Annotated in this window: 25 protein-coding genes; 10 read left to right on the top strand and 15 right to left on the bottom strand. The window is 69.7% G+C overall.

What is annotated here, in order from left to right; translation table 11 throughout:
- Window positions 1–42: 42 nt before the first annotated feature.
- From L3Q65_RS07330 to L3Q65_RS07350, 5 genes are all read left to right on the top strand, one after another.
- Complete coding sequence (locus L3Q65_RS07330) at window positions 43–1,743, top strand: APC family permease (protein WP_237599153.1); 1,701 nt, start codon at window positions 43–45, stop codon at window positions 1,741–1,743.
- Window positions 1,744–1,894: 151 nt separating this feature from the next.
- Window positions 1,895–2,848: a GlxA family transcriptional regulator gene (locus tag L3Q65_RS07335; protein ID WP_237599154.1), complete on the top strand. Its 954-nt coding sequence runs from the start codon at window positions 1,895–1,897 to the stop codon at window positions 2,846–2,848.
- Window positions 2,849–2,951: 103 nt separating this feature from the next.
- The gene (locus L3Q65_RS07340; RefSeq protein ID WP_237599155.1) at window positions 2,952–3,590 is read left to right on the top strand and encodes an HD domain-containing protein; all 639 of its coding nucleotides are present in this window, start codon (window positions 2,952–2,954) and stop codon (window positions 3,588–3,590) included.
- A 61-nt stretch (window positions 3,591–3,651) separates the two neighbouring features.
- Window positions 3,652–4,065 carry an SRPBCC family protein gene (locus L3Q65_RS07345; RefSeq protein ID WP_182891726.1) on the top strand — a complete coding sequence of 138 codons (414 nt, stop codon included), beginning with the start codon at window positions 3,652–3,654 and terminating at the stop codon, window positions 4,063–4,065.
- Window positions 4,062–4,490 carry a MarR family winged helix-turn-helix transcriptional regulator gene (locus L3Q65_RS07350; RefSeq protein WP_182891725.1) on the top strand — a complete coding sequence of 143 codons (429 nt, stop codon included), beginning with the start codon at window positions 4,062–4,064 and terminating at the stop codon, window positions 4,488–4,490. The genes L3Q65_RS07345 and L3Q65_RS07350 overlap by 4 nt, the downstream gene beginning before the upstream one ends.
- Window positions 4,491–4,606: 116 nt before the next feature.
- Here the strand turns inward: L3Q65_RS07350 and L3Q65_RS07355 are convergent, their stop codons facing one another.
- The 3 genes from L3Q65_RS07355 to L3Q65_RS07365 all read right to left on the bottom strand — a co-directional run bounded on the left by L3Q65_RS07355 (window position 4,607) and on the right by L3Q65_RS07365 (window position 6,751).
- Window positions 4,607–5,233 carry an SRPBCC family protein gene (locus L3Q65_RS07355; RefSeq protein ID WP_182891724.1) on the bottom strand — a complete coding sequence of 209 codons (627 nt, stop codon included), beginning with the start codon at window positions 5,231–5,233 and terminating at the stop codon, window positions 4,607–4,609.
- Window positions 5,234–5,355: 122 nt separating this feature from the next.
- Window positions 5,356–5,709, bottom strand: a complete 354-nt coding sequence (locus tag L3Q65_RS07360) for a hypothetical protein (protein ID WP_182891723.1) — start codon at window positions 5,707–5,709, stop codon at window positions 5,356–5,358.
- A gap of 106 nt (window positions 5,710–5,815) precedes the next feature.
- Window positions 5,816–6,751 carry a LysR family transcriptional regulator gene (locus tag L3Q65_RS07365; RefSeq protein ID WP_237599156.1) on the bottom strand — a complete coding sequence of 312 codons (936 nt, stop codon included), beginning with the start codon at window positions 6,749–6,751 and terminating at the stop codon, window positions 5,816–5,818.
- 101 nt (window positions 6,752–6,852) lie between these two features.
- Here L3Q65_RS07365 and L3Q65_RS07370 point away from each other — a divergent pair, with 101 nt between their 5' ends.
- Together L3Q65_RS07370 and L3Q65_RS07375 are read left to right on the top strand one after the other, a co-directional pair.
- Window positions 6,853–7,734, top strand: coding sequence for an NAD(P)H-binding protein (locus L3Q65_RS07370; RefSeq protein ID WP_237599157.1), 882 nt, complete (start codon window positions 6,853–6,855; stop codon window positions 7,732–7,734).
- 16 nt (window positions 7,735–7,750) lie between these two features.
- Window positions 7,751–8,110: a darcynin family protein gene (locus L3Q65_RS07375; protein ID WP_182891720.1), complete on the top strand. Its 360-nt coding sequence runs from the start codon at window positions 7,751–7,753 to the stop codon at window positions 8,108–8,110.
- A 47-nt stretch (window positions 8,111–8,157) separates the two neighbouring features.
- On the opposite strand, the gene L3Q65_RS07380 is transcribed toward L3Q65_RS07375, so the two are convergent.
- The 6 genes from L3Q65_RS07380 to L3Q65_RS07405 all read right to left on the bottom strand — a co-directional run bounded on the left by L3Q65_RS07380 (window position 8,158) and on the right by L3Q65_RS07405 (window position 12,996).
- Entirely contained in the window at window positions 8,158–9,306 is a 1,149-nt protein-coding gene (locus tag L3Q65_RS07380; RefSeq protein WP_237599158.1) for a M48 family metalloprotease, read from the bottom strand.
- A gap of 213 nt (window positions 9,307–9,519) precedes the next feature.
- The gene (locus tag L3Q65_RS07385; protein WP_237599159.1) at window positions 9,520–11,310 is read right to left on the bottom strand and encodes an APC family permease; all 1,791 of its coding nucleotides are present in this window, start codon (window positions 11,308–11,310) and stop codon (window positions 9,520–9,522) included.
- A 77-nt stretch (window positions 11,311–11,387) separates the two neighbouring features.
- Window positions 11,388–11,663 (bottom strand): DUF3040 domain-containing protein, encoded by a 276-nt coding sequence (locus L3Q65_RS07390; RefSeq protein ID WP_182891717.1) that lies wholly within the window; start codon window positions 11,661–11,663, stop codon window positions 11,388–11,390.
- Window positions 11,657–11,977 (bottom strand): DUF3618 domain-containing protein, encoded by a 321-nt coding sequence (locus L3Q65_RS07395; protein ID WP_237599160.1) that lies wholly within the window; start codon window positions 11,975–11,977, stop codon window positions 11,657–11,659. The genes L3Q65_RS07390 and L3Q65_RS07395 overlap by 7 nt, the downstream gene beginning before the upstream one ends.
- Entirely contained in the window at window positions 11,974–12,384 is a 411-nt protein-coding gene (locus L3Q65_RS07400) for a phage holin family protein (RefSeq protein WP_237599161.1), read from the bottom strand. The genes L3Q65_RS07395 and L3Q65_RS07400 overlap by 4 nt, the downstream gene beginning before the upstream one ends.
- Window positions 12,385–12,438: 54 nt before the next feature.
- Window positions 12,439–12,996 carry a hypothetical protein gene (locus tag L3Q65_RS07405; protein ID WP_182891714.1) on the bottom strand — a complete coding sequence of 186 codons (558 nt, stop codon included), beginning with the start codon at window positions 12,994–12,996 and terminating at the stop codon, window positions 12,439–12,441.
- A gap of 119 nt (window positions 12,997–13,115) precedes the next feature.
- Between L3Q65_RS07405 and L3Q65_RS07410 the strand changes: the two genes are divergently transcribed.
- Window positions 13,116–13,535, top strand: coding sequence for a CBS domain-containing protein (locus L3Q65_RS07410; protein WP_182891713.1), 420 nt, complete (start codon window positions 13,116–13,118; stop codon window positions 13,533–13,535).
- 179 nt (window positions 13,536–13,714) lie between these two features.
- Complete coding sequence (locus tag L3Q65_RS07415; RefSeq protein ID WP_182891712.1) at window positions 13,715–14,572, top strand: SDR family oxidoreductase; 858 nt, start codon at window positions 13,715–13,717, stop codon at window positions 14,570–14,572.
- A gap of 63 nt (window positions 14,573–14,635) precedes the next feature.
- Here L3Q65_RS07415 and L3Q65_RS07420 read toward each other — a convergent pair whose 3' ends face one another.
- Genes L3Q65_RS07420 through L3Q65_RS07440 form a run of 5 tightly spaced genes read right to left on the bottom strand, consistent with a single transcriptional unit; the run spans window position 14,636 to window position 22,697 of the window.
- On the bottom strand, window positions 14,636–17,587 hold the full coding sequence (locus tag L3Q65_RS07420; RefSeq protein ID WP_237599162.1) for an FAD-binding and (Fe-S)-binding domain-containing protein: 2,952 nt from the start codon (window positions 17,585–17,587) through the stop codon (window positions 14,636–14,638).
- Window positions 17,584–18,696, bottom strand: coding sequence for an enolase C-terminal domain-like protein (locus L3Q65_RS07425; RefSeq protein WP_182891710.1), 1,113 nt, complete (start codon window positions 18,694–18,696; stop codon window positions 17,584–17,586). Before L3Q65_RS07425 ends, L3Q65_RS07420 begins: the two co-directional genes overlap by 4 nt.
- Window positions 18,693–20,486 carry a thiamine pyrophosphate-requiring protein gene (locus L3Q65_RS07430; RefSeq protein ID WP_182891709.1) on the bottom strand — a complete coding sequence of 598 codons (1,794 nt, stop codon included), beginning with the start codon at window positions 20,484–20,486 and terminating at the stop codon, window positions 18,693–18,695. The genes L3Q65_RS07425 and L3Q65_RS07430 overlap by 4 nt, the downstream gene beginning before the upstream one ends.
- Window positions 20,487–20,539: 53 nt before the next feature.
- A complete protein-coding gene (locus tag L3Q65_RS07435; protein ID WP_237599163.1) occupies window positions 20,540–22,351 on the bottom strand; it encodes a glycoside hydrolase family 15 protein in 1,812 nt (603 codons plus the stop codon).
- 10 nt (window positions 22,352–22,361) lie between these two features.
- Window positions 22,362–22,697, bottom strand: a complete 336-nt coding sequence (locus tag L3Q65_RS07440; RefSeq protein WP_182891707.1) for a plasmid stabilization protein — start codon at window positions 22,695–22,697, stop codon at window positions 22,362–22,364.
- A 98-nt stretch (window positions 22,698–22,795) separates the two neighbouring features.
- On the opposite strand from L3Q65_RS07440, the gene L3Q65_RS07445 reads away from it, so the two are divergent.
- Window positions 22,796–24,748: an aconitate hydratase gene (locus L3Q65_RS07445; protein WP_237599164.1), complete on the top strand. Its 1,953-nt coding sequence runs from the start codon at window positions 22,796–22,798 to the stop codon at window positions 24,746–24,748.
- Between the two features lie 87 nt (window positions 24,749–24,835).
- Here the strand turns inward: L3Q65_RS07445 and L3Q65_RS07450 are convergent, their stop codons facing one another.
- Window positions 24,836–25,735 (bottom strand): Ku protein, encoded by a 900-nt coding sequence (locus L3Q65_RS07450; protein ID WP_182891705.1) that lies wholly within the window; start codon window positions 25,733–25,735, stop codon window positions 24,836–24,838.
- Window positions 25,736–25,808 lie beyond the last annotated feature (73 nt).

Below are 25,808 nucleotides of genomic sequence, written 5' to 3' on the forward strand. Positions count from 1 at the left end.
GGACAGTGGAGGCGGACCGCCGACCCGGCAGGAGGCCGCGACATGGACGAGGCCGGAACGACCGAACAGCTGTCCCCGGCGGTCGTCGCGGGCGACGACAAGCGGCTCAAGAAGCATTTCGGCCCGATCGGGCTGCTGTTCACCGCGGTCGGGTCGATCATCGGGTCCGGATGGCTCTTCGGCGCGCTCAACGCCGCGCAGCTCGCCGGGCCCGCGGCGATCGTGTCGTGGGGGATCGGCGCGGTCATGTTCGTGCTGATCGGAATGACCTACGCCGAATTGGGCACGATGTTCCCGCATTCGGGCGGCGTCGCGCGGTTCCCGCACTATTCTTTCGGTTCCTTCGCGAGCTTTTCCATGGGCTGGGTGACGTGGATAGCGGCGGCCGCGGTGTCGCCGATCGAGGTGCTCGCGGTCGTCCAGTACGCCACGAATTACCTGCCCTGGCTGGAAACGCTCGACGCCGACCGCAACGCCGTGCTCACCCCGGCGGGCACCGGGATCTCGATTCTCCTGCTGGCGTTCTTCGTGCTGGTGAATTTCTTCGGCGTGCGCTGGTTCGCCCGGATCAACAACGTGCTCGTGTGGTGGAAACTCGCCGTCATCGCGCTGGTGATCGTCGTATTCCTGGTGACCGCGTTCCATCCCGGGCATTTCTCGGACTACGGCGGGTTCGCCCCGTACGGCACGCACGGAATCTTCTCCGCGGTCGCGAGCGCGGGCATCGCGTTCTCGTTCTTCGGCTTCCGGCAAGGCGTCGAACTGGCGGGGGAGACGGCGAACCCGAAACGCAACGTGCCGCTCACGCTCATCGGTTCGGTCGTGCTCACCGGAATCCTGTACGTGCTGCTGCAGATCGCGTTCATCGGCGCGGCCCCGTCCGACGCGATCGGCAAACAGGGCTGGGAACACGTCGGCGCGAACTTCACCGCGGGCAGCGACGTGCTCGCGACCTTCGGCCCGCTCGCCGCGATCTCGAGCGTGCTCGGCATCGGCTGGCTGGCCACCCTGTTGTACGCCGACGCGATCGTCTCGCCCGGCGACACCGGGCTGATCTACACCGGCGTCACCGCGCGCATCTCCTATGCCATGGGGCGCAACGGAAACGCGCCGTCCGGGCTCGCGAAGGTGAACTCCGCGGGCGTGCCGTGGGTCAGCCTCTTCCTGGCGTTCGTCGTCGGCTGCTTCTTCTTCCTGCCCTTCCCGGGGTGGAACAAACTGGTTTCGTTCGTCACGAACAGCACTGTCCTGTCGTTCGGGTCCGGTCCGCTGGTGCTGCTGGCGATGCGCAGCCAGCTGCCGAGCCACGCCCGCCCGTTCCGTCTCGGCCGCGGCTGCACGTGGGCGGTCGCGTTCCTGGCGCTGTTCTCCACCAACCTGATCATCTACTGGACCGGATGGGACACGAACTGGAAACTGTTCGTGGTCATCGCCTTCGGGTATCTCCTGCTCGCGCTGCACCAGGCCTTCGCGAAAACCTCGCCGAAACCGGACTTCCGGCACGGCTGGTGGGTGCTGGTGTGGTTCGCCGGGCTCGCCGTGATCAGCTATCTCGGCACGTATCCGGAGGCTTCGAAGCATGCCGGGAACCTGGGCGTTCTGGACTTCTCGCTGGGCGCGGTGGCGTCGCTGGTGCTGACGGCGGCGGTGATGGCGCTGGCGCTGCGGAGTGCGTTGCCGGGGGAGCGGGTGAGGGAGATTTTGGCTGAGCGCCGGGAGGCGGACGAGAGTCCGGCGGCCTGATCCCGCCCCGTCCGGCGCCGTCATGACCGAGCACCCCACGGCTCGCCGCTGCCGGTGTGCACGACCGTGACTGCCGTGCGGGATTCGTTCGGGCCGCTCCGATCCGCGTCCGCCTGACCGTCTGCCATGCTGGGTCCCGGAGGTCGGGAGCATGGGCGCGCGCGTGGTTTTCGTCGTGTTCGACGGCGTGAAGATGCTCGACGTGACCGGGCCCGCCGAGGTGTTCGCCGAGGCGAATCTGGCCGGGGCCGGGTACTCGATCAGCTACCGGTCGCCGTCGGGAGCGGCCGCGGAGACGTCGGTGGGCGTGCGGTTGCCGGTGGACGGGCCGGTCGCCGAGGCGCCGGATCCGGACCTCGTCGTGGTCGCGGGCGGGGACGGGCTGGTGGACCGCGGCGTGCCCGCGGACCTGGTCGCCGCGATCCGCGAGATCGCGCCGCGCGCCGGCCGGCTGGTGTCGATTTGCACCGGTTCCTTCGCGCTGGCCGCGGCGGGCGTGCTGTCCGGGCGGCGCGTCACCACGCATTGGCGGCACGCGGCCCGGCTCGCTCGCGCGCATCCGGACGTCCAGGTGCTGCCCGACGCGCTTTTCGTGCAGGACGGCGACATTTTCACCTCGGCGGGAGTGTCCGCGGGCATCGATCTCGCACTCGCCCTGGTCGAACACGACCACGGCCCCGACCTCGCCCGCACCGTCGCGCGCGGTCTCGTGATGTTCATGCAGCGGCCGGGCGGCCAGTCGCAGTTTTCCGCGCCGCTGCGGATGCCGCGGCCGAGCACGCCGACGTTGCGCGAGGTGACCGATCTGGTTTCGGCGCAGCCCGCGCTCGACCACAGTGCGTCCGCGATGGCGTCGCGCGCGGGGGTCAGCGCCCGGCATCTCGCGCGGCTGTTCGCGAGCGAACTGGACACGACGCCGGCGAAGTACGTCGAGCAGGTGCGGCTGGACCACGCGAAAGCACTCCTCGGCGCGGGACACGGCGTCGCGGAAACCGCACGCTCCTCCGGATTCGGCAGCTCCGAGACGATGCGGCGCGTCTTCGTGGCGCGCCTGGGGATTTCGCCGAGCCAGTACCGCGCCCGGTTCGAGACCACGGCCTCCTGACCCGTGTCCGGAACTGTGGGCACGCGGTCGGTTTTCGCAGTGGGGCCGCGGACCTGGCCGGGCGAGACTCGGGTCAAGCCCGCTTTTCGCTAGGAGGTCTGTGGTGTCCGAGGTGATCGCCGGGATCGAGATTCCCGGAACAGCGCTGGCGCGCGAGGCGACGGACTTGGTGCGCGACGTCGCCGACGAGACGCTGTTCCACCATTCGCGGCGCGTCTTCCTGTGGGGTTCGCTGAAACTCGCGGCACGCGGGCTGACGGCGGACCCGGAACTCGCGTACGTCGGCGGCCTGTTCCACGACCTGGGGCTCACCGACGGATACGCGACTTCCGAGCGCCGGTTCGAACTCGACGGCGCCGAGGCGGCGCGGACGTTCCTCCTCGACCACGGCCGTTCGGCGGAAGAGGCCCGGAACGTCTGGCTCGCGATCGCCCTGCACACGACGCCGGACGTCCCGCTGCGGCTGGCCCCGGAGGTGGCGGTGGTGACGCTGGGCGTGGAAACCGACGTGCTCGGCCTCGACCTGAACGAGATCGCCGACGACCAGCGCGCGGCCGTCGTCGCGGCGCATCCGCGGCCGGACTTCAAGAACCGGATCCTGCGTGCGTTCCGGGACGGCATGGCCGGCCGTCCGGACACGACGTTCGGCACCATGAACGCCGACGTGCTCGCCTATTTCGATCCGGAGTTCGAGCGGGCGGACTTCGTGGAGATGATCAAGGGCAGCGCTTGGCCGGAGTGAAGGCTTGCCAGTTAGTCTTCGCGGAGATAATCTCTGCGAAGACTAACTGGGAGGATCGATCATGTGGACCACTGACTACAGCGCGGAGACCTCGGCGAGCCCGGAGGCGGTGTGGGCGGCGTTGCGGGCCCTGCACAGCGGAACGCCGCTGAGCGAGCGCAGCGACCGGTTCGAATTGCACGGACCGTTCGAGAAGGGGACCGAGCTGTCGGTCACTCCGCAGGGGCAGGACACGTTCCGTTCGCGCATCACCGAGTTGACCGAGAACGAGGTCTACGAAGACGAAACGCGCTTCGGCGAGGTGGTGCTGCGGTTCCGGCACACGCTCGCCTCGCTCGCGGACGGAGGCACGCGCGTCACGCACCGGCTGGAGATCGAAGGGGAAGCGGGTCCGGAGCTCGGACCGCAGATCAGCGAGGACTTCCCGGTCGCCATGAGCGATTTGCTGGCCAGCGCGGAGCGGTCCGCGCGATGACGCGGTTCGCGGGCCCGGGGGACAGTCCGGGTTTCCTGCTGTGGCACGTGACTTTGGCGTGGCAGCGGCGGATCCGGCAGACGCTCGAACCGCTGGGCCTCACGCACGTCCAGTTCGTGCTGCTCGCGTGCTGCTGGTGGATGGAAACGCACGGTGCGCCGCCTCGGCAGCAGGAACTGGCGGCGCAGGCGGGCGCCGACATCAAGATGACCTCCCAGGTGATCGCGCGGCTGGAGGCGGCCGGGCTGGTGACGCGGACGGTCGACTCCGGCGACACGCGCGCGAAACTGGTGCGGTTGACCGAAAACGGCCGCGACCTGGCGGGCCGGGCGGTGACCGCGGTGGAGCGGGTGGACGTGGAGATGTTCGGCTCCGAGGCCGGGCCGTTGCTGCGGACGTTGCGATCGGTGCTGGACACGGAGTGATTCCGCCGGGGCGACGTGGTCGCCGTCTGGGCGGAGGCTGCTCGGGGCCTGTGTCGATCGGGCGCTGCGCCGCGGCCTGCCGGTCGCACGGCAGCCCGCGGTCTCGCGTCATGCGGTCAGTCGCAGGGGCGGGTTTCGGCGGCGGTCTTGAGATCGGTGAGCCAGGTTTCGAGCCCCATGTCGGACGTGGGATCGGCTTGCGGACCGCGGTGGCTTTCCTCGGTGCGGACGAGGACCCCGCCCCGGACGGGGCTGAACGTCCAGACGTGCACGCCGTCGATGTGGTATCCGGCGCTGTCGGCGGGGCCGGTCCAGCGGAGGCATGTTCCGCGGTGGATCTGCTGGACGGTGGAGCTGATCACGACCGTGCTCGGGGGAGCCGAAGGCACGTGGACGGTCGCCTGGAACCGCGAATGCTTGCGCAACGGTCCGGGATCCAGCCGCCGGACGGTCATCGGCGCGGCGGGTTTCTGCCAGGACGTCCAGGCTTCGACATCGGTCTGCAGTCCCCAGATCGTGCGCAGCGGCGCGTGGATGAGGATTTCGGCCCGGTGCCGCGCTTTCGCGGTCTGGTCGACGCCTTTTCCTTGGCAGGTCAGCGATGCCGGGCCGGGATGAGCGGCGGCCTGGGCCGGTGTTGCGCCCAGCGCGCCGGCGACCGCCAGCGGGACCGCGAGCAGGGCAGCCCGCAGTCCGGTCCGGTGGCTCGGTGTCCGCTCGGTCTTCGAGGGGGTGGCGTGCATGGGCGTTTCTCCTGTTCACAGTTGTTAATGATATTAACTCTAGTGAAACAATAGAGTCCCGCCCTGGTGAAGGTCAATAGCAAGAGTGAAAGGTATTAACGCGCGTTAGCCGCGGGGATCGTTCAGGTTGGGAGGAGGACGTCCGGCAGGGCGAACGCCGGTCGGGTTCGCACGCACGTCCTGCCGCGGCAGCCTTCCGCGCGGTACTCCATCGCGATGACGGGACCGGCTTCGCGGATCTCGATCGTCAGCACGGTGACGAGCTCGCGGAAGACGTCGACGACGAGGTCCGCCTCGCGCCGGTACCGGATCCGGACGCTGCGGTGGCTCGTGTCCCAGGCGAGGTGGAGTTCCTCGGTCTCGGACAGGGCGATTTCGACCTCGCGCACGAAGTCGTCGCCGGAGGACTCTTCGGTCTGGGGGAAGATGTCGAAGACGGAGAACCACACGTCGTCGTCGGCGACTGCGAACTCCACGCAACCAACCTGCCGACCGCCAACGGCTAGCCGGGAAACGGACGTGCGGAGACCCCTGAGGGAACCGGATTCCGTGCGGGTCCCCTTCGCGAACTTCAGCCCAGGCTCAGGCGCCCGCGACGAGAAGGGTCCTCCGCACCGCACCCCGGAGCCAGCGATGCGCCCCGTCAGCGGACTGCCGCGGATGCCAAGCCATGCCGATCGTCAACGGCGGCAACGGAACCGGAATGTCGAGAAGTCGCAAGCCAAGCGCGGTCGCGTCGGCAGTGAGGGGCGACGGGGGTTCGCCGGGGAGTGCCGCGGGGATCAGGCAGACCGCATCGCTGCGCGCGGCGAGGGCCATCGCGGCCAGGTGACTCGGCAGGACTATCGGGACCCGGCGGCGGAGGTTGTGTTCGGCCAGTGCCGCGTCGAGGGGGCCGGTGAATCGGCCGCGGCGGCTGACGGCGACGTGGTCGGCCGCGGCGAGCCGAGCGGGGGTCACGGGGGCCGAGGTCAGGGGGTGGCCGGGGCGGACGGCGGCGACCATGCGCAGGGTGAGCAGCTTTTCGACCTGTGTCTCGGGATCGACGTGATCGATGGAGCCGACCTCCAGGTCGAGGCGGCCGTCGCGGAGGGCTGAACCAGCCTCCAGCTCCTCGGCTCGGACGCGGAGGGAGATGCCGGGCGCTTCCTCGCGCGTGAGTCGCAGGAGGCCGACCGCCAGCGTGGCGCCGACCAGGTCGGCGGTTTGGATCGTGAAAGCGGACCGCAGGGTCGCGGGGTCGACGACGGCGCCGGGGCTGAGCAGCGCGTTCAGGCTTTGCACCACGGCGGCGGCCTCGTCGCGCAGGGATTGGGCGCGCGGCGTGGGGACCATGGCTTGCCCGGCGCGGACCAGCAGCGGGTCTTGCAGGATGCGGCGCAACCGGGCGAGCGTGCGGCTCATCGCGGCCGGCGAGGTGTGCAGGCGCGCGGCGGCGCGGGTGACGCTCTGCTCGGTCAGCAGGGCGTCCAAAGCGACGGCGAGGTTGGCGTCGATCGCCGGATTCAGGCTGTTCACCAAGGTAATTCCAGTTCAGGCAAAGATTGCGTGCCGAGATTCCCATTGTGGCATCACGACCGCGCTCAGCAGGATCGAGGACGTACTCAACGGAGGTTTTCATGATCGTCATCACTGCCCCGACCGGAAACATCGGCAGCCGGGTGCTGAGCCGGTTGTTCGACGCGGGCGAGGATCTGCGGGTGATCGTCCGCGACCCCGCGCGGCTGCCGGAGCCGGTGCGCGAGCGCGTCGAGGTCGTCGCCGGTTCGCACGGCGACCCTGAGGTGGTCGACCGGGCTTTCGCGGGCGCGGACGCTGTTTTCTGGGTCGTGCCGCCGGATTCGTCGCGAGCCCCGGCGGACGGCTGGAGCGGCTTTACCGGTCCGGCGGCGAAAGCGCTTGTCGCGCACCAAGTCGGGCATGTCGTCGGGGTCTCGGCGCTCGGGCGCGGCACCGCGGTCGCCGATCAGGCGGGGCTCGTGACCGCGTCGCTCGCGATGGACGAGCTCATCGCGGGCACTGGCGTCGCGTATCGGGCGCTGGCCAATCCTTCCTTTTTCGAGAATCTGCTGGAGGAGGTCGACTCGATCCGGGAGAAGGGCGTCTACGCCGACGTCCTCGACCCGGACCGCAAGGCTCCGCTCGTCGCGGTCGCGGACATCGCCGCGGTCGCTGCGCGGCTGTTGCGGGACCGGTCTTGGACCGGCTTCGCCGACGTTCCGGTTCTGGGCCCGGAAGACTTGTCTCCCCACGATGTCGCCCGGATCATGAGCGAGCAGCTGGGCCGTCCGGTCTGCTACGAGCGCGAATCGCTGGACGATCTGCGCACCACGCTCATCGGCTACGGGCTCAACGAAGACTTCGTCCACGGAATCGCGGAGATGAAGCACGCCAAGGACAACGGCCTCGACGCCGGGATCGCGCGCACCGCCGGAACCGCGTCTGAAACCACGTTCGAACAGTGGTGCGCCGAAACCCTCAAGCCCGCTTTCGACGCCTGACCGGCAAGGATTTCCCATGTCCGACGAACAACCGCCGGTGACCGCGTTCCTGCTGGTCAAGACCACGCCGGAATGGCTCGCGCTGACCCCGGAGGAACGGGCGGACGCGTTCGCCGCCCAGGTCGTCCCGGCGATCGAGGCGAAAACCGCCGGCGTCCGGTCCCGGTTCTACGACACCGAGTTCTACTCCGCGCGCGTCACCGACGTCTGGGTCTGGGAGGCCGACGACCACCACGCCTACCAGCTCCTGATCGACGCGCTGCGCGAAACCCCGTTCTGGGACCGGTATTTCGAGATCGTCGACCTGCTGGTCGGCACTGAGAACGGCTACGCCCGCACGTACGGCCTGGACCCGCTGGCCACCATCGCCACCTGAGCACGCGAACGGGCCCCGTCCCGGAAGACGGGGCCCGCGAGCGGTGCTCAGTGCGCCGCGGCCAGTGCCGCCGCGGCGGGCGGCATCAGCTTCGGATACTCCTTCTGGAACTTCTCGATCATCTTCGCGGACGGGATGATCCGGTTCGGGTTGTTCTGGCTCACGGCCTGCTTCTCGCCCCACGCGCCGGCGGCTTTGCGCTGGTCGGGGGTGCCGTGGCTGTGGTAGCAGTCGCCGATGGAAGCGTCGAGGTAGGTGACCTCCTGCTGGGTGCGGGCGTTCCAGGCCTCGCCCTTGGCGTGCGCTCCGAAGTACCCGCCGTAGGCGTCCGGGCCCATTTCGCCGGATTCGTCGCGCGGGTAGTTGTCGTGCGCGAAGTCGACCTGGTGGCCGTACTCGTGGCCGACGACCGCTTCCACCGACACGTCGTCGAAGCCGAGGTGGTTGACCACGTCGAGCAGGCCGTCGCCGAGCATGATGCGCTTGCCGCCGAGGCTGTCGGCCGGGGCGGAGAACGCGTTCAGGGTCAGCAGCGGGTGGCGGCCGCCCTGCAGCGCCGGGACCTCGTAGAGCACCTTGGTCGCGAGCGCGCCCGCTTCCGCGGCCCGCTTCGGGTCGAGGCCGAGCTTGAACGTCTGCGTGGTGCGTTCCTGGCTGCCCAGGTCGGTGCCCTTCCAGGCGACCAGCTGGATGTTCCAGCTTTCGATGTCCCAGAACCCGCGCAGCTTGTCGATCGTCGCGCCGGCGCGCGGCGTGTACTGGCCGTCGGTGCCGAAGACCTGCGGGGTCTTGTCGCTGGCGACGGCCTGGGTGTAGAGCTGGCCGATCGCGCTCAGCGCGCTGAGCGCCTTGGCCTCGGTCGGGTTCAGCGAGGAAGCGAGCTTGTTCGCGTAGGTCAGCAGCGATCCCTCGGTGCAGCCCGGGATCGGGCCCTGCGCGGCGTGCGCCTGCTGGCCCGGCCGCTTGACCGGCGAGTCGAACAGCGGGTCGACGCCGCGCAGCGCGTTCGCGGGCAGCCCGTTGTAGAGGTCTTCGACGTCCTGGTACAGCTGCGCGATGTCCTGTTCGACCGACGTCGGCTCGGCCGCTTTCGCCTGCGGCGCCGCGGTCGCCGGTACGGCGGTGGCCACCGTCAGCGCCGCGAGGGTGCCCGCCGCGGCGAGCGTTCTGCCGAGAATCCTGGTCCGTTTTCGCATGGGCCCCTCATTCCGGTTTCAAGATCACGAAGTACGCCCAACCCTAAGACGATCTTGGGCGCGGAAACCGGGGCGAGGGAAAGAACCCCGGGATGGCCCACGCCTTTCGGCGGGTTTTCGCCCTGCGGACATCGGCCGAAAGTACTATCGGGCAACCGCGGTAACGGCCCCGGCGAACCGGGCATCCGGGAAAACGGGACGAAATGCGCTTCGCTAAGCCCCGACCCGGAACCGCATCCGGCAGACGACCGCGTCGGACCGGCGGCGCAGCGCCCGGGCCAGCACCGCGCCGCGGCGGTTTTGCAGGACGCGTTGCCAGACGTGTTCCGGTTCGACCTCGGCGACCAGGACGAAAACGTGGCATCCGCCGTGCCGTCGCAGGTGTTCCACGATCGGCTCGCCAAGACGGCGGCGTTCGTCGTGCAGCCGGACCAGCGTGACGTCCGGATGCCACCGTTCCCACGCTTCGACGAATTCGCGCGCGGCCGCTTCTTCCTCGGGATGCGTTACGTGGACAGCTTCGACGTGGTCGCCGAGCGAAAGCGCGGCGGCGAGCGCGTCGCGGGTCAGCCGGGACACCGTGTGGACCGGGACGACCACCAGCGACCGGTTGGGGCGCGGCGGGGGAGGGACGCGCCCGAGTTCGAGGCGCTCGCCGATGCGGCGGTAGGTGCGGTGGACCCATTCCATCAGCAGCACGAGCGCCGGCAGCGCGACCACGATCAGCCAGCCGCCTTCGCCGAACTTCGACGCCGTGACCACGATCGCGGCGATTCCGGTGAGCAGCGCGCCGAAACCGTTGAGCGCGGCTTTTCCGCGCCAGCCGCGCGGGCGCGAACGGAACCAATGCCGCACCATTCCGGTTTGCGACAACGTGAAACCGACGAACACTCCGATCGCGAACAACGGCACCAGTGTGTTCATGTCGCCATTCGCGAGGAGCAGCAGCGAAGCCGAAGCGATCGCGAGGAAACCGACGCCGTGGCGGTACACCTGACGTTCCGCGCGCAGGGCGAAAACGTGCGGCAGATTGTTGTGTTTCGCGAGCAATTGCGCCAGCACCGGCAGCCCGCCGAAAGACGTGTTCGCGGCCAGCGCCAGCAGGATGACGGTGGAGAATTGCACTACGTAGTAACCGAAACCGTTGCCGAGCGACGCGGCGGTCACCTGCGACAGCACGGTCGCACCGTCAACCGGGCGGATCGAGAACTTCCCGATCAGCACAGCGATCCCGAGCAGCATCGCCGCGAGCAGTCCGCCGAGCGCGACTTCCGCCCGCTGGGCTCGGCGGACCCGCGGTTCGCGGAAGGCCGGGACGGCGTTGGCGATTGCTTCGACGCCGGTCAGTGCCGCGCAGCCGTTGGCGAAAGCCTTGAGCAGCAACAGGATGCCGACCGGCTGGAGGGCCTGGAGATGTCCGCTCGCGACAGTGGCGGCCGGAGCGCTGCGGAAGAGACCGACCACCACGACGAGGAGAATCGACCCGACGAACACCGCGGTCGGCACAATGAAGGCCCGCGCGCTTTCGGCGATGCCGCGAAGGTTGATTCCGGTGATCAACGCGAGCACGCCGAGGCAGAGCCACAGTTTGCAGGGCAGCAGCGAGGGAAACGCCGAGGTCAAGGCGGCGACCCCGGCGGCGGCCGACACCGCGACGTTCAGCACGTAGTCCACGATCAGCGACGCCGCGGCGACGAGCGACGCGCGCCGGCCGAGGTGGGCGCGGCTGACGCCGTAGGCCCCGCCGCCCTCCGGAAAAGCGGCGATGACCTGCCGATACGACAGCGTCAGCACAGCGAGCAAGACGGCGATCGCCAGCGTCACCGGCAGGGTGAAGCCGAGTCCTGTCCCGCCCGCGACGGCCAGGACGAGCACGATCGCCTCGGGTCCGTAGGCGACCGACGCCATCGCGTCGAGGGACAGTGCGGCGAGGCCGCCGACGACGGAAAGCCGGTGCCGATCGGCGGCTGGCGGCGTTTCCGGGCGGGACAGAGTTGCGGTCACCCGCTCAGGCTGGCCCCCGCAACGCGCTCACGAGGCGGTCGTTGACGGTTTCCTGACAGTGATCCAGCGAACACGGGTCACCGGGAGGAGCCGGCTTTCCAGTGCCGCACCGCGAACGGCCCGCCCACGAGCACGGCGAGCGCGACCACCCCGGCCACGATCATACCTGGTCGCGAGTCGAACGCCCCGGTCGCGATCAGCACCACGGCGGTGACGATCGCCAGCACCTCCAGCGCGGAGCGGCGGCGCCGACGCCCGGATCCGCGGGCCAGCTTGGCGCTGAGCCGCGGATCCGTGGCGGACAAACCTCGTTCGATTTCGTTCAGTGCACGCTGTTCCCGGTCGGTCAGCATGCGTCACCTTGCTTCCGGTGCGCGTGCCGACGGCGGATGAGGAAGCGCAGCACGAAAACTCCGCCGAAGACCGCCGCGAACAGCGGGAGCGGGTTGCTCCGGACCGCCCGCGCACCAGCGCGGACCTTCTCCGCAGCCGGTGCCGAGACGGTTTTCCCGACCTGTTCAGCGGCCTTGTCGATGGTCGCGTCGACCTTCTCTCCGGCCCGCGTGCGGACGTCGACCTTCTGGCTCAGCGCGTCCAGCGTCTCGGCCAGTTCCTCGCGGGTGACGTCCCGGTCCGCCTTGGCTTGCTCAACCTTGCGTTCGGTCATGACCGCCCCTGCTTCATCGTCTCGACGTCCTCGCGGACCCGCTCGACGGATTCCTCCGGCACCACCGGCGCGGCGCGGCTCGCTTCCTTGCCGCCGACCAGCGCCGCGAGCCCCGCGACCAGCAGCAACGCACCTCCGACGATCAGCGCGGACAACCAGCCGGGCACGACGAGCGCCAGGGCCAGCACAGCGGCGGCGATCAGGGTCGCGCCGCCGAGGAGCGCCAGCACTCCGGCGAAGCCGACGAGCCCGGCCCCGATGCCGAAGCGTTTCCCCTTCGTCTGGAGCTCGGCCATGGCCAAGCGGAACTCGTCTTGGAGCAGGCGCTTGATGGAAGCGGTCAGATCGGCCGCGAGATCCGCGGTGGACTTCTCGCGCGCGGGCGTCCGGTTCATTTCCTCCAGCACGGCTTCCTCCCTTCCTTCTTGCAGGCGTACCCGGCAGGTGGGCGGCAAAACGGGTCAGCGTGATTCCAGCTCGGCCAGTGCTTCGCGGAGCGCGTCGACGACCCAGTCGTGGCCAAGCGGCAGCGGGCTAGGCACCTGGTCGTCCGGGTCGTCGCGACTGTGCGCCAGCACTTCGACTTCGACGCCGGCCTCGCGCAGCGCGGCGATCTCGGCGTCGTGCTGGACCAGCCACGCTTCGTCGGCGACCGCGGCGTCGCCGGGGCTGATCACGCCTTCGGCGGCCGGGTCGACCAGAAGGACGGACCGCAGCGACCCCGAATGCTCGGCAGCCAGCTGCAAGGCTTCGGCCGCGAGCGGTCCGCTCGTGACGAGGTCGCTGCGCTCCGGCGCGGCAAGGGTTTCCGCGGTTTCGCGCCACGCGCCCTCGACCGGGATCCGGTACCAGAGGATCTCGTGGTCCTCGGCGAGCGGACGCCAGGTGGCGGGCAGGCCGTCGTGTTTGGCCGCGCCGGCCGGATCGAGCACGATCAGCCGGGGCGCGCCGGACCGGCCTGCCGCGACCAGCGGCGGGCCTTCCGCGCGGACCGGGTCGGACGGGAACGGTTCTGGCATGTCGGCTCCTTCCACGAGCCTCCGGTTACCCGGGCGGGCGGAGGAGAAACTGCCCGGGAGGCGTAACGGCCGGGAACGTGGGTAGCCGGGGAGTGACCCGGGAGGAAGGAGACGATCTCATGACCACTGCCCGCGACTTGATGACGCCGAACGCCGTGTGCGTGCGCGAGTCGGACACGGTGAACGACGCCGCGCAGACGATGGCGCGCGAACAGCTGGGCGCGCTGCCGGTGTGCGGCGAGGACAACCGGCTCAAGGGAATGCTGACCGACCGCGACATCGTGGTGAAGGTGATCGCCGAAGGCAAGGACCCTCGTGCGGTGCACGCGGGCGAACTGGCGCAAGGAGAAGCGGTGACGATCGGCGCGGACGACGACGTCGCCGAGATCCTGCAGACCATGTCGCAGCACCGGGTGCGCCGGCTGCCGGTGATCGACGGCCACGACCTGGTCGGCGTCGTCGCACAGGCGGACGTCGCCCGCGCCATGCCGAACCCGGACACCGGGGTGCTGGTCGAGGCGCTGTCGCACGATTACTGATCGCCCCGGGTTTGCCAGTCGCGGACCGGGGTAACCGCCGCGCATCCGCAGAGCGGGCCAGGGGGCGAGGGCCGCGCAACCGTCGCAGGGGGACGGTTGCGCGGCTTCTTCCGTGATTGAACGGCGGCACAGCGGGTAGCCGGAAAGGAACAGAACCGACTTTTCCGGGGAGGATTCCCGTGGCCGACCGCATCCGACCTCCGCAGCAGCAGGACCCGCCGGGCACCACCGCGGAAATGGACCCGCAGCCGCGCGATTCGATGACCGACTACGAGGGCCGCGGCCTGCTCGCCGGACAACGCGCGCTGATCACCGGCGGTGATTCCGGAATCGGCCGCGCGGTGGCGATCGCCTTCGCGAAAGAGGGCGCGGACGTCGCGATCTCGTATCTCGACGAGCACGAGGACGCCGAGTACACCGCGGACCGGGTGCGCGCCGAGGGCCGGGAATGCTTGCTGCTGCCCGGTGATCTCGCCGAGGCGAAGCAGTGCCGGGACATCGTCGAGCGCACTCTGTCCGAACTGGACGGACTCGACATCCTGGTGAACAACGCGGCGACGCAATGGCCGGTCGACAGTCCCGAGGACCTGACCGAAGAGCAGTGGATGCACACGTTCGACGTGAATCTGCACAGCTACTTCCGCGTGACCGCGGCCGCGCTGCCGCATCTGGGCGACGGGGACGTCATCATCAACACCGGTTCGGTGAACGGCTTGCGGGGGAACAAGAGCCTCATCGATTACTCGGCTACCAAGGGCGCGATCCACGCGTGGACGTACGCGATGGCACAGGCCTTGGCGGACCGGGGAATCCGGGTGAACTGCGTCGCGCCGGGTCCGGTGTGGACGCCGCTGATCCCCTCGACGTTCCCGCCGGAGAAGGTGGAGAAGTTCGGATTGCAGGCCCCGATGCAGCGGGCGGCGCATCCGGACGATCTCGCGCCGTCGTATGTGTTCCTGGCGTCGAATCGGCTGTCTTCGTACTACAGCGGCGAGGTGCTGGCCGCGTTGGGCGGCGAAACGGTTCCAGGCGGGTGAATTTCGGTCCGTGAAGGACTCCTTGGCGGAATCAGATTCCCTCAAGGAGTCTTTCACGGACGTTCAGCGGTCTTGCGAGTCCAGTCCGGCGGCCAGCAACTCGGCGAGATGGATGCCCTCGCGACCGCCGCTGTCCAGTTCGTGCAACTGGGTCCGGCAGCTGAACCCGTCAGCCAGCACGGCCGTCCGCCGGTCCGCCTGGCGTACCCGGGGGAGCAGCACCCGTTCCGCACAGGCCTTGCTGACTTCCAGGTGTCCCCGCTCGAACCCGAAGTTCCCGGCGAGGCCGCAGCAGCCCGAATCGAGGCGTTCGACGTCCACCCCGGCCGCGTGCAAGAGTTCCTTGTCCGCGTCCCAGCCCAGCACCGCGTGCTGGTGGCAATGCACCTGGGCCAGCGCGTGTCCGGGAATCCGCGGCGGCCGGTACCCGGGGGTGTGCCGGGTCAGCAGCTCCGCGAGCGTCACGGTCTGGTCCCGCAGCCGCCGGACGTCCTGGTCGCCGGGGAACAACTCGGCCACGTCGGAGCGGAAGACCGCGGTGCAGCTGGGTTCCAGGCCGAGCACCAATCCGCCGTTCCGGAGATGCGGGGCGAGCATGCGCACGGTGCGCGCGAGAACCCGTTTCGCGACCCCGAGCTGGCCGGTGGAAATCCAGGTCAGTCCACAGCAGACAGACGGCTCCGGCAGCGTGACCCGCCAACCGGCGTCCTCCAGCACTCGCACGGCCGCCTCGGCGACGTGCGGGTGGAAGTAAGAAGTGAAGGTGTCCGGCCACAACATCACCGTGCCGCGCGCACCGGTACCGGCGGGTTGGCGCCGGGCGAACCAGCGCGGCAGCGTTTCCGGGGCGAAACGGGGGATTTCGCGGTCCTCGACCCCGGCGGCACGCGTCGCGAGGCGGGTTTTGCCCAGCAGGTTCGCCAGCCGGGCCGTGCGAGTCTTCCCGACCAGCCGGGCGACCAGCGGCAGCCAGCCCATGCTGAAGTCCGACCGCGGCCGTTTCCAGGGCCGTCCTTCGTAATGGTGGGCCAGGAATTCCGCCTTGTAGGTGGCCATGTCCACATCGGCCGGACAGTCCGATTTGCAGCCTTTGCAGGAAAGGCACAGGTCGAGCGCGTCGCGCACCTCGGTGGAGCGCCAGCCATCGGAGATCGGGCCGTCGCGGTGTCCGTTGAGCATTTCGAACAGCAGCCGCGCCCGGCCGCGCGTGGAGTGTTCCTCCTCGCCGGTGACCTGGTACGACGGGCACATCACGTCGCCGCTTTCCGAAGTGGACTGACGGCACCGGCCGACGCCGACGCACCGGTTGGCGGCCTGGGAGAACGAGCCGCCGTCGTGCGGGAAGCGGAAATGGAGGTCCTGCGGCTCGGCGGGGGACCACGAGCCGCCGAGCCGCAGGTTTTCGTCGAGCGAGTACGGCGCGACGACCTTGCCCGGGTTCATCCGGTCCGCCGGGTCGAAGATCGCCTTCAGCTGGCCGAAAGCGGTGACCAGGTCGTTGCCGAACATGCGCGGCAGCAGTTCGCCGCGGCTCTGCCCGTCGCCGTGCTCGCCGGAGAACGAGCCGCCGAACTCCGCGACCAGGTCGGCGGCCCGTTCCATGAACCGCCGGTAGGTCGCGACGCCGGACGCGGTGTAGAGGTCGAACGGAATCCGCGTGTGCACGCAGCCCTGTCCGAAGTGGCCGTACAGGCTCGGCCCGGTTTCGTCGGCGTAGCCGAATTCCGCGTACAGCGCGTCCAGCCGGCGGAGGTAGCCGCCGAGTTTTTCCGGTGCTACCGCGGAGTCTTCCCAGCCCTCGAAGGTGTCTCTCTCGCCAGGAACATGCGCGGTCGCGCCGAGCCCGGCCTCCCGGACCTGCCAAAGCTCGGCCTCGCGGGCCGGGTCGTCGAGGAACGCGACCTCGGCGCCCTCGACGGAGTCGAGCAGCCCGCGCGCTTGCTTGTCGGCTTCCTCACGAGTCTGCGCGCCGAACTGGACCATCAGGAAAGCCCGGCCGCGCGGCAGCTCTTCGCGGGCTTTTTCGTTGAGGTGCTTCAACCGTTCGTCGTAGAGCAGCCGGTGGTCGACGCCTTCGAGCGCGATCGGTTCGTGCGGCAGAATGTCCGGCACCGCGTCGGCGGCGGTCGCGATGTCCGGGTAGCCCAGCACGACCATCGCGCGTTCCGGCAGCACCGGCACCAGTTCCAGTTCCGCGCGCAGGACGGTGACCAGCGTCGATTCGCTGCCGACGAGCAGTCCGGCGACGTCGAAACCGTGTTCGGGCAGCAGCGAGTCGAGGTTGTAGCCAGACACCCGGCGCGGGATGTCCGGGAACCGGCGGCGGATCTCGTCGGCGTATTCGTCGCGCAGCCGGCGCAGCTGCCGGTAGATCGCGGCGCGCCGGTCGCCGTGGTGCTCGATCTCGGCGTACTCGTCGTCGCTCGTTTTGCCGCACCAGAACCGGGTTCCGTCCGCCAGCAGCACTTCGAGCCGCACGATGTTGTCCACGACCTTGCCGGTGCGCTGCGCGGTCGCGCCGCAGGAGTTGTTGCCGATCATGCCGCCGAGAGTGCAGTTCATGTGCGTGGCGGGCTCGGGACCGAACCGCAGCCCGGTGTCCGCGAGCTGCCGGTTGAGGTCGTCCAGCACGATTCCCGGCTGCACGACGCAAGTGCGGTTGTCGGCATCCACAGATTCCAGCTCGGAGCAGTACTTCGACCAGTCGAGCACCACAGCGGTGTTGGTGCACTGGCCCGCGAGGCTCGTCCCGCCGCCTCGCGAAAGCACCGGCGCACCGAATTCCCGCGCTACGGCCAGCGCTTCGACGCCGTCGTCAGGGGAGCGCGGCACGACGACACCGATGGGGACCTGGCGGAAATTGGACGCGTCGGTGGAGTAGGCGGCGCGGCTGCCGTCGTCGAAGCGGACCTCGCCCTCGACCCGCTCGCGCAAGGCGGCCGCGAGTGCCTCGGGGTCGATTTCGGCCGGTTCCGGCACGCGAACCACGGGATTGGGAAGTTCGGCGGTGCTCATCGGCCCTCCTTGACCGCATACTCGGCCGCGGCGTCGGCGTGCAGGCGCAGCCCGTGCCCGGCGGTGGACATCGACGGGGCGACCCGGCCGCCGCTGGGGTCGAGACCGCCGTAGAACAGTTCCCGTTCGATCCGGTCGTGGTCGGCGAACCATTCGATGTGCCGGAAGTTCGGCGTCGCCGCGGCCGCGTGCGCGGACAGATTCGGCGCGCAGTGCGCGGAAACCTCGCGGTTCGCCGCGGCGGCGAGGGCGGCGACACGACGCCATTCGGTGTAGCCGCCGCACCGCGTCACGTCGACCTGGAGGCAGTCCACGGAAGGCAGCATCCGGGCGAAGTACGGCAGGTCGTAGCCGTATTCACCGGCGGCGATGTCCGGTCCGTCCGGCGTGCGCAGCTGCGCGAGCCCGGGCAGATCGTCGCTCGACACCGGCTCCTCGAACCAGGTCACGCCGAACTCCCGCAACGTGTCCGCGATCCGGCGGGCCCGGCCGACCGAATAGCCGCCGTTCGCGTCGACGTACAGCGCGGCGTCGTCCCCGATCGTCTCTCGCGCCAGCCGGACCCGGCCGATGTCGCGCGCGACCGCGGAGCCCCACGACTCGCCGATCTTGATCTTCACCCGCGGAATGCGCTGCCGGCGGACCCAGTGGTCCAGCTGGGCGGCCATCTCGTCGTCGTCCTGCGACGTGAAGCCGCCGCTGCCGTAGACCTCGACCTCGTCGTGCACCCGGCCGAGCAGGCGGCTCAGCGGAACGTCGAGCAGCCGCGCGGCCGCGTCCCAGATCGCGATGTCCACAGCGGACAGTGCACAAGAGACAAGCCCGGCGCGGCCGAGGTTCCGGATCGCGTGCTGCATCTCCGTCCAGCACGCGGGCGGGTCCAGCACCGGCTTGCCCGCGACGGCGGAGGCCAGTTTGCCTTCGATCAGCGGGACGCACGAGAAATCGGCGTACGTCCAGCCGAGCCCGTCGGTGCCGCCTGCTCGCACCCTGGCCACGACGAGCGTGGTGGAATCCCAGGAGAGCGTGCCGTCGGCCTCCGGCGACGGAGTGGGCACCCGGTAGGCGCGCGCGTCGATCCGTTCGATGTGCGGGGCGGCGACGGTCACCGCGACCGTCCGGGCAGGAACTCCTGCAGCTTCGTCTTCGCGCCCTGGAACATCAGGTGGAACGCTTCGGGGTCGCCCTTGAGCACGGACTCGGTGACCGATTTCATCTGCTCGAACGTCGCGTGCGGCGGAATCGGCGGGACCTCGGCGTCGCAGCGGACGTCCAGCACCGTCGGCCGGTCCGCGGCGAACGCGGTCCGCCAGGCCGAAGCGAGATCGCCCGGCTCGTCGACGTTGACGCCTTCGAGGCCGACACTCCGGGCGAACCCGGCGTAGTCGACGTCCGGCAGGGACTGCGATTCCTCGAACTTCGGCGCGCCGCCCATCGCGCGCAGCTCCCATGTGACCTGGTTGAGGTCATTGTTGTGGAACACGCAGATGATGCACCGCGGATCCGTCCACAACCCCTGGTAGCGCGCGATGGTGATCAGCTCGGCCATCCCGTTCATCTGCATCGCGCCGTCGCCGACCAGCGCGATCGCCGGCCGGTCGGGATGCGCGAACTTCGCGCCGATCGCATACGGCACGCCGGGACCCATCGTCGCGAGCGTGCCGGAAAGCGTGCTGCGGATGCCTTCGCGGATCCGGAGATTGCGCGCGTACCAGTTGGTCGACGAGCCGGAATCGGCGGTGACCATCGCGTTGCCCGGGATCTGCTTGGACAGCTCGTGCACGATCCGCATCGGGTTGACCGGTTTCGCGTCGACCTCGGCCTGCTGGTCCATCGTGGTCCACCAGTCGGCGACGTTCTTCTCGATTTTCTCGCGCCACGAACGGTTTTCGGTCCGGTTCAGCTTCGGCAGCAGCGCGCGCAGGGTCGCGGCGGCGTCGCCGACGAGGTTGACCTCGGTGGGGTAGCGCATGCCGATGAACCGGCCGTCGATGTCGATCTGCACCGCGCGGGCCTGGCCGTACTCCGGCAGGAACTGGCTGTACGGGAAATTGGACCCGACGATCAGCAGCGTGTCGCAGTCGCGCATCATCTCGTAGCTCGGCCGGGTGCCGAGCAGGCCGATCGCGCCGGTCACGTACGGCAGGTCGTCGGCGAGAACATCCTTGCCCAGCAACGCTTTCGCCACTCCGGCCCCGGTGAGTTCGGCGACCTGGCGCACCTCGTCGACCGCGCCGCGCGCGCCTTGCCCGACGAGGATCGCGACCTTCTCCCCGGCGTTGAGCACGTCGGCCGCCTCGGTGATGGCGGGTTCGGGCGGCACCGGATTCGGCCACGCGGTCCCGGGCGGGCTCGAGGGCATCTGCTTGAACGCGTGCTGCGGCGGCTCGTACGGCTCTTCCTGCAGATCCGCCGGGATGATCAGCGCGGTCGGCGTGCGCGACGCCTGCGCGACCCGGAACGCGCGGTCGAGCGCGTTGGGCAGCTGCTCGGCGACGTTCACCTCGATGCAGTACTCGTTCGCGACATCCCGGTACAGCGCCTGGAGTTCGACCTCCTGCTGGTAGCTGCCGCCCATCGCGGTGCGCGCGGTCTGCCCGACGATCGCGACGACCGGGACGTGGTCGAGTTTCGCGTCGTAGAGCCCGTTCAGCAGGTGGATCGCGCCGGGCCCGGACGTCGCCATGCACACGCCGACCGCCCCGCTGAACTTCGCGTAGCCGACCGCGGAGAAGGCGGCCATCTCCTCGTGCCGGGCCTGGACGAAGCGCGGCTGGTTGTCCGCCTTGCCGAAGGAGGCGACGAGACCGTTGATCCCGTCCCCGGGGTACGCGAACACCTGTTCCACGCCCCAGTCACGCAGCCGCGAAAGCAGGTAGTCGCCGACGGTCTCGGTCATGACAAGTCCTCCCGTGCGTTGAGTCCTCCCCGGCTACCCGCAGGCCCGGGGCGTTACACGTCGCGGCGCAGCCCCTGTTCGGGTCCGGTCGCGTTGGTGGTGGTTTCCGCGCCGTCGAGGTGGCGTGCGGTGTTGACGAGCCCGACCATGCTGAAGGCCTGCGGCATGTTCCCGAGCTGCCGTCCGGCGGTCGTGTCGTATTCCTCGCTCAGCAGCCCGACATCGTTGCGGACGGCCAGCATCTGCTCGAAGACCTCGATGGCTTCCTCGGTCCGGCCGGTGCCGTGCAAGGCGTCGGCGAGCCAGAAACTGCACGGCAGGAACGCGCCTTCGCCGCCGCTCAATTCGCTGGGACCGGAATCGGCGTCCGGGTCGAAACGGTGGACGAAACCGTCTCGCGACAGCTCTTTCCGCACCGCGTCGACAGTTCCGCGCACCCGCGGGTCGCTTCCGGGGAGGAAGCCGACGCGGGGGATGAGCAGCAATGCGGCGTCGAGGCCGCGTGAGCCGTAGAACTGGGTGAAAGTGTTGCGGCCGGCGTCGAAACCCTCTCGGCAGACTTCCTCGTGAATGCGGTCGCGCAGCGCACGCCAGCGGTCGACCGGTCCGTCGAGATCGTGGCGTTCCACCGTCCGGACGGCTCGGTCGATGCCTGCCCACGCCATTACCTTGGAATGCACGAAATGCTGCGGTTCGCCCCGTACTTCCCAAAGGCTTCGATCGGGCTGATCCCAATGGCCTTCGAGAAAATCGAGCAGCCCGCGTTGCAGATCCCACGCCGGATGGATCACCGGAAGCCCGGCTTCGCGGACGAGGTGCAGGCCGTCGAGCGCTTCGCCCCACACGTCGAGCTGCATCTGTCCCGCCGCGGCGTTGCCGATGCGCACCGGGGCGGAACCGGCATACCCGTCCAGCCAGTCCAATGTGGACTCGGGAACGCGGCGGGATCCGTCGAGTCCGTAAAGGACCTGGAGTTCGGCCGGATCGCCCGCTGCCGCGCGGACGAGCCATTCGCGCCACGCGCGCGCCTCGTCGGGATAGCCGGTGCCGACGAGGGCTTGCAGGGTGAAGGTGGCGTCGCGCAGCCAGCAGTAGCGGTAGTCCCAGTTGCGTTCGCCGCCGAGCTGTTCCGGCAGCGATGTCGTCGGTGCGGCGAGGATGCCGCCGGTCGGCTCGTACGTCAGCGCCTTCAATGTGATCAGCGCGCGGCGCACCGCGGAAGGCCACCGGCCGTTGTACCGGCAGCGGTCGATCCAGTCCGCCCAGAAGCTTTCGGTTTGCGCCAGCGCTTTCTCGGCGTCCGCCGGATCGGGGCGTTCCTCGTAGGAGGCGTGGTAGGTCAGCACGAACGGCACGCGTTCGCCCTCGGCGACGGTGAACTCCGCCAAACCCTCGGTCGACACGTCGACCGGCGTGGTCAGCCGAACCGCGTCCGGACCTGCGACCGCGTCGAATCGTCCGTCGACGTGCCGCACCCACGGGCGCACCGACCCGTAGTCGAACCGCGGCCGCAGGCAGGTCCGCATCGGGACCCGGCCGCGCACGCCTTCGACGATCCGGACGAGATCGGCCGCTCCGTCGCGCGGCGGCATGAAGTCGAGCACGCGCACGGCGCCGTCGGCGGTTTCCCATTCGCTGGCGAGGACCAGGGAGTCGCCGACGTAACCGCGGCGAGTGGCCGGTCCGCCGTCCGCGGGCCCGAGCCGCCACACCCCCGCGCGCTCGTCGTGCAGAAGCGCGGCGAAGCACGCGGGGGAGTCGAACCGCGGCAGGCACAGCCACTCGACCGCACCTTCCCGCGACACCAACGCCGCGGTGTGCAGGTCGCCGAGCAGGGCGTAGTCCTCGATCGGGCGCTGGTTCATCGCGGCGGAGTCAGTCCCGGCCGAGCGCCTTCGCGAGTTCCTTCTTGGTCATCGTGGACCGGCCGTGGATGTTGCGCTGCTTGGCCTCGTTGTACAGCTGGTCGCGGGTCGGGCCGCCAGGACCGAGCCGCTTGCCGGAGCGGTGCCCGCCGCGCTGCTGCGGCGATTTGTCGCGCACCGACGTCTTGCTCGCACGGTCCGATTCGCCCGACTGCGCCCGGTTCTTGTTCACCGTGCGGGCCGCGATCTCCTTCGCGCGCTTCTTGCTCGCGCCGCGCTCTTCCTGCGACTCCTCGATGTGCTGGTACTGCCGTTCCCGTTTCGAACTCCAAGCCTGCTGCGGCATCCCAGTCTCCTTCCGCCGTTCTTGATCCCCGGGTTGCCCGCGCGCCGCGCGCGGAAACATCGCGGTTCGCCGCGCCGGAAACGGGTACCCGCTCGCGAGTGGGACGCGAACAGACACTCGCCGGGCGGCTGCTGGCCGAGCACCTGGTCGCCGGCCGGCTCGAGCCAGGGACCGAAATCGGCCTGCGGGTCGATCAGACGCTGACCCAGGACGCCACGGGCACGCTCGTGATGCAGGAACTCGAGGCGCTCGGGCTCGATCGCGCGCGCACCGAGCTGAGCGTCCAGTACGTCGACCATAACCTGCTGCAGGCCGACGAGAAGAACGCCGAGGACCACGCGTACCTGCGGTCGGCCTGCCGCCGGTTCGGGCTGTGGTTCTCCAAAGCGGGCAACGGCGTTTCGCATCCGACGCACATGGAGCGCTTCGGCGTGCCCGGCAAGAGCCTCGCCGGATCCGATTCGCACACCTGTGCGGCGGGCGCGCTGGGCATGCTCGCCGTCGGCGTCGGCGGCCTCGAAGTGGCGCTGGCCATCGCCGGAGAACCGCTCTACCTGCGGATGCCGGAGATCTGGGGCGTCCGGCTGTGCAGCGAGCTGCCGCCGTGGGTGTCGGCGAAGGACGTCGTGCTGGAGATGCTGCGGCGGCACGGCGTCAGTGGCGGACGGCACCGGATCATCGAGTACCACGGCCCGGGGCTGGCCTGCCTGAGCGCGATGGACCGGCACGTGCTCGCCAACATGGGCGCTGAGCTGGGCGCGACCGCGACGGTGTTCCCGGCCGACGAAGCGATCCGCGCGTTCCTGCGGGCGGAAGGGCGCGAACACGACTTCCGCGACCTGCGCGCCGGACGCGACGCTTCCTACGACATCGAAGACGAGATCGATCTGTCCACAGTGGAGCCGTTGGTGGCGAAGCCGTCTTCGCCGGGCAACGTGGTTCCGGTGCGCGAGGTGTCGGGGACACCGGTGGGGCAGGTCGTGATCGGTTCGTCGGCCAACCCGGGGTTCCGGGACTTCGCGGTCGCCGCGGCCACCGTCCGGGGCAGGCAGACGGCCGATTCGGTCAGCTTCGACGTCAACCCGACCTCGCGGCAGATCCTCGTCGAACTGGCCCGCAGCGGACACCTCACCGACCTCGTCGCGGCCGGCGCCCGCGTGCACCAGGCGGGCTGCCTCGGCTGCATCGGGATGGGCCAGGCCCCCGCGCCCGGCACGAACTCGCTGCGCACGTTCCCGCGGAATTTCCCCGGCCGGTCCGGCACCGCCGACGACTCGGTCTGGCTGTGCTCGCCGGAGACCGCGGCGGTGTCGGCGCTGACCGGCGTGCTGACCGATCCGCGCGACTACGCGACCGTCCACCACCTCGCGCACCCGCGGGTCTCCGGACCGGCCCGTTCGGCGGCCGACCCGCGCGTCTTCACCACCCCGCTGCCCGAGGACGAGGCACTGCGGGAGGAACTGGTGAAGGGCCCGAACGTCGCCGGGCTGCCGGACTTCGACCCGCTGCCGGACGAGATCGAGGGCCCAGTCCTGCTGAAGGCCGGGGACGACGTGTCGACCGACGAAATCTCGCCCGCCGGGGCCCGTGCGCTGCCGTACCGCTCGAACATCCCGAAGCTGGCCGAGTTCACCTTCACCCGGATCGACGAGGACTACCCCGAGCGCGCGGCCGACAGCCCGGCCCATTTCGTGGTGGCGGGGGAGAACTACGGCCAGGGCTCGTCGCGCGAACACGCCGCGATCACCGCGCGGTACCTGGGTTTGCGCGTGGTGCTGGCCCGGTCGTTCGCGCGGATCCACTGGCAGAACCTGGTCAACTTCGGCGTCCTGCCGCTGGAATTCGCCGAGCCGGCCGACAGCGAGAAGATCCGGCGCGACGACGTGCTGTCGGTGTCCGGGCTGCAGCGGCTGGCCGAGACGGGGGAGTTCACCGTGCGGAACCAGACCCGGGGCGAGGAGTACCGGACGAGGCACCAGCTGTCGCCGCGGCAGGTGGATGTGCTGCTGGCCGGCGGGAGGATTCCGCAGCTGGCGCGGGCGCTGCACTGAGGCCGGCCTCGCGGGAGCGGGAGCGTGGTCGTGAGGGGAATCATGCGGAATCAGATTCTCAGGGTTCCCCTCACGGCCTCTGGCCGGTCAGGAAGCCTTCAGCGCCGCCTCCAGATCGGCGCGCGACATCTTCGAACGCCCCTTGACGTCGCGCTCCTTGGCGAGTTTCTGCAGCTCCGTCTTGGACAGCTCGGACAGATCCGGCGTGCGCGGCTTGCGGCTGCTGCGCACGCTGTTGGCCAGCGCCTCCATGAGGTCGACCACCTTCGTCGGCTCCTCCGGCTCGGCGGCTGGCGTGACGGTGTTGCCCTCCCGCTTGGCCTCGATCAGCTCTTCCACCCGCTCGCGATAGGTGTCGCTGAACTCTTCCGGCTTCCACGGCTCGGTCATCGCGTCGATCAGCTTGACCGCCAGGTCCAGCTCCTTCTTGTTGGTCTTGGCCTTGGCGGGCAGTTGTGGCACGTCGTCCGCGCTGCGCATCTCGGCGGCGTAATGCAGCGTGTTGAGCACGATCACGCCGTCGCCGGCGCGGGCGAGCGCGAGGTGTTCGCGGCCGTGGAAGACGAACTTCGCGACGGCCGCCTTGTCCCGGCTGGCCAGCGCGTCGAGCAGCAGCACGTACGGGCGCTGTGCTTCCTCTTTCGCGGGTGCGAGCCAGTAGGCGCGGTCGAAGTACATCGGGTCGACCTCCTCGAGGTCCACAAAGCTCTCCACCTCGAGCGACCTCGACCGGCCCGGTGCGATCTCGTCGAGTTCCTCCTGCTCGACCAGCACGTACTCGTCGTTTCCGACCTCCCGGCCGCGGACGATGTCGGCGTAGGGCACCTCGTCGCCGGTCCGCTCGTTGACCCGCCGGTAGCGGATGCGGTCCCGCGTGCCGCGCTGGAACTGCGTGAAGTGCACGGCGTGGTCCTCAACCGCCTTGTACATCCGCACCGGGACGTTGACCAGGCCGAACGACAGCGCACCCTGCCACACCGGACGCATCGGCGCTCCTTCCTCTTCGATGCCCGCCGGGTACCCGATCCGGGCGCCCGGCACACCGCGCCGGTGTAAGCGA

Source organism: Amycolatopsis sp. FU40 (genome assembly GCF_021903635.1).
Classification (GTDB): domain Bacteria; phylum Actinomycetota; class Actinomycetes; order Mycobacteriales; family Pseudonocardiaceae; genus Amycolatopsis; species Amycolatopsis dendrobii.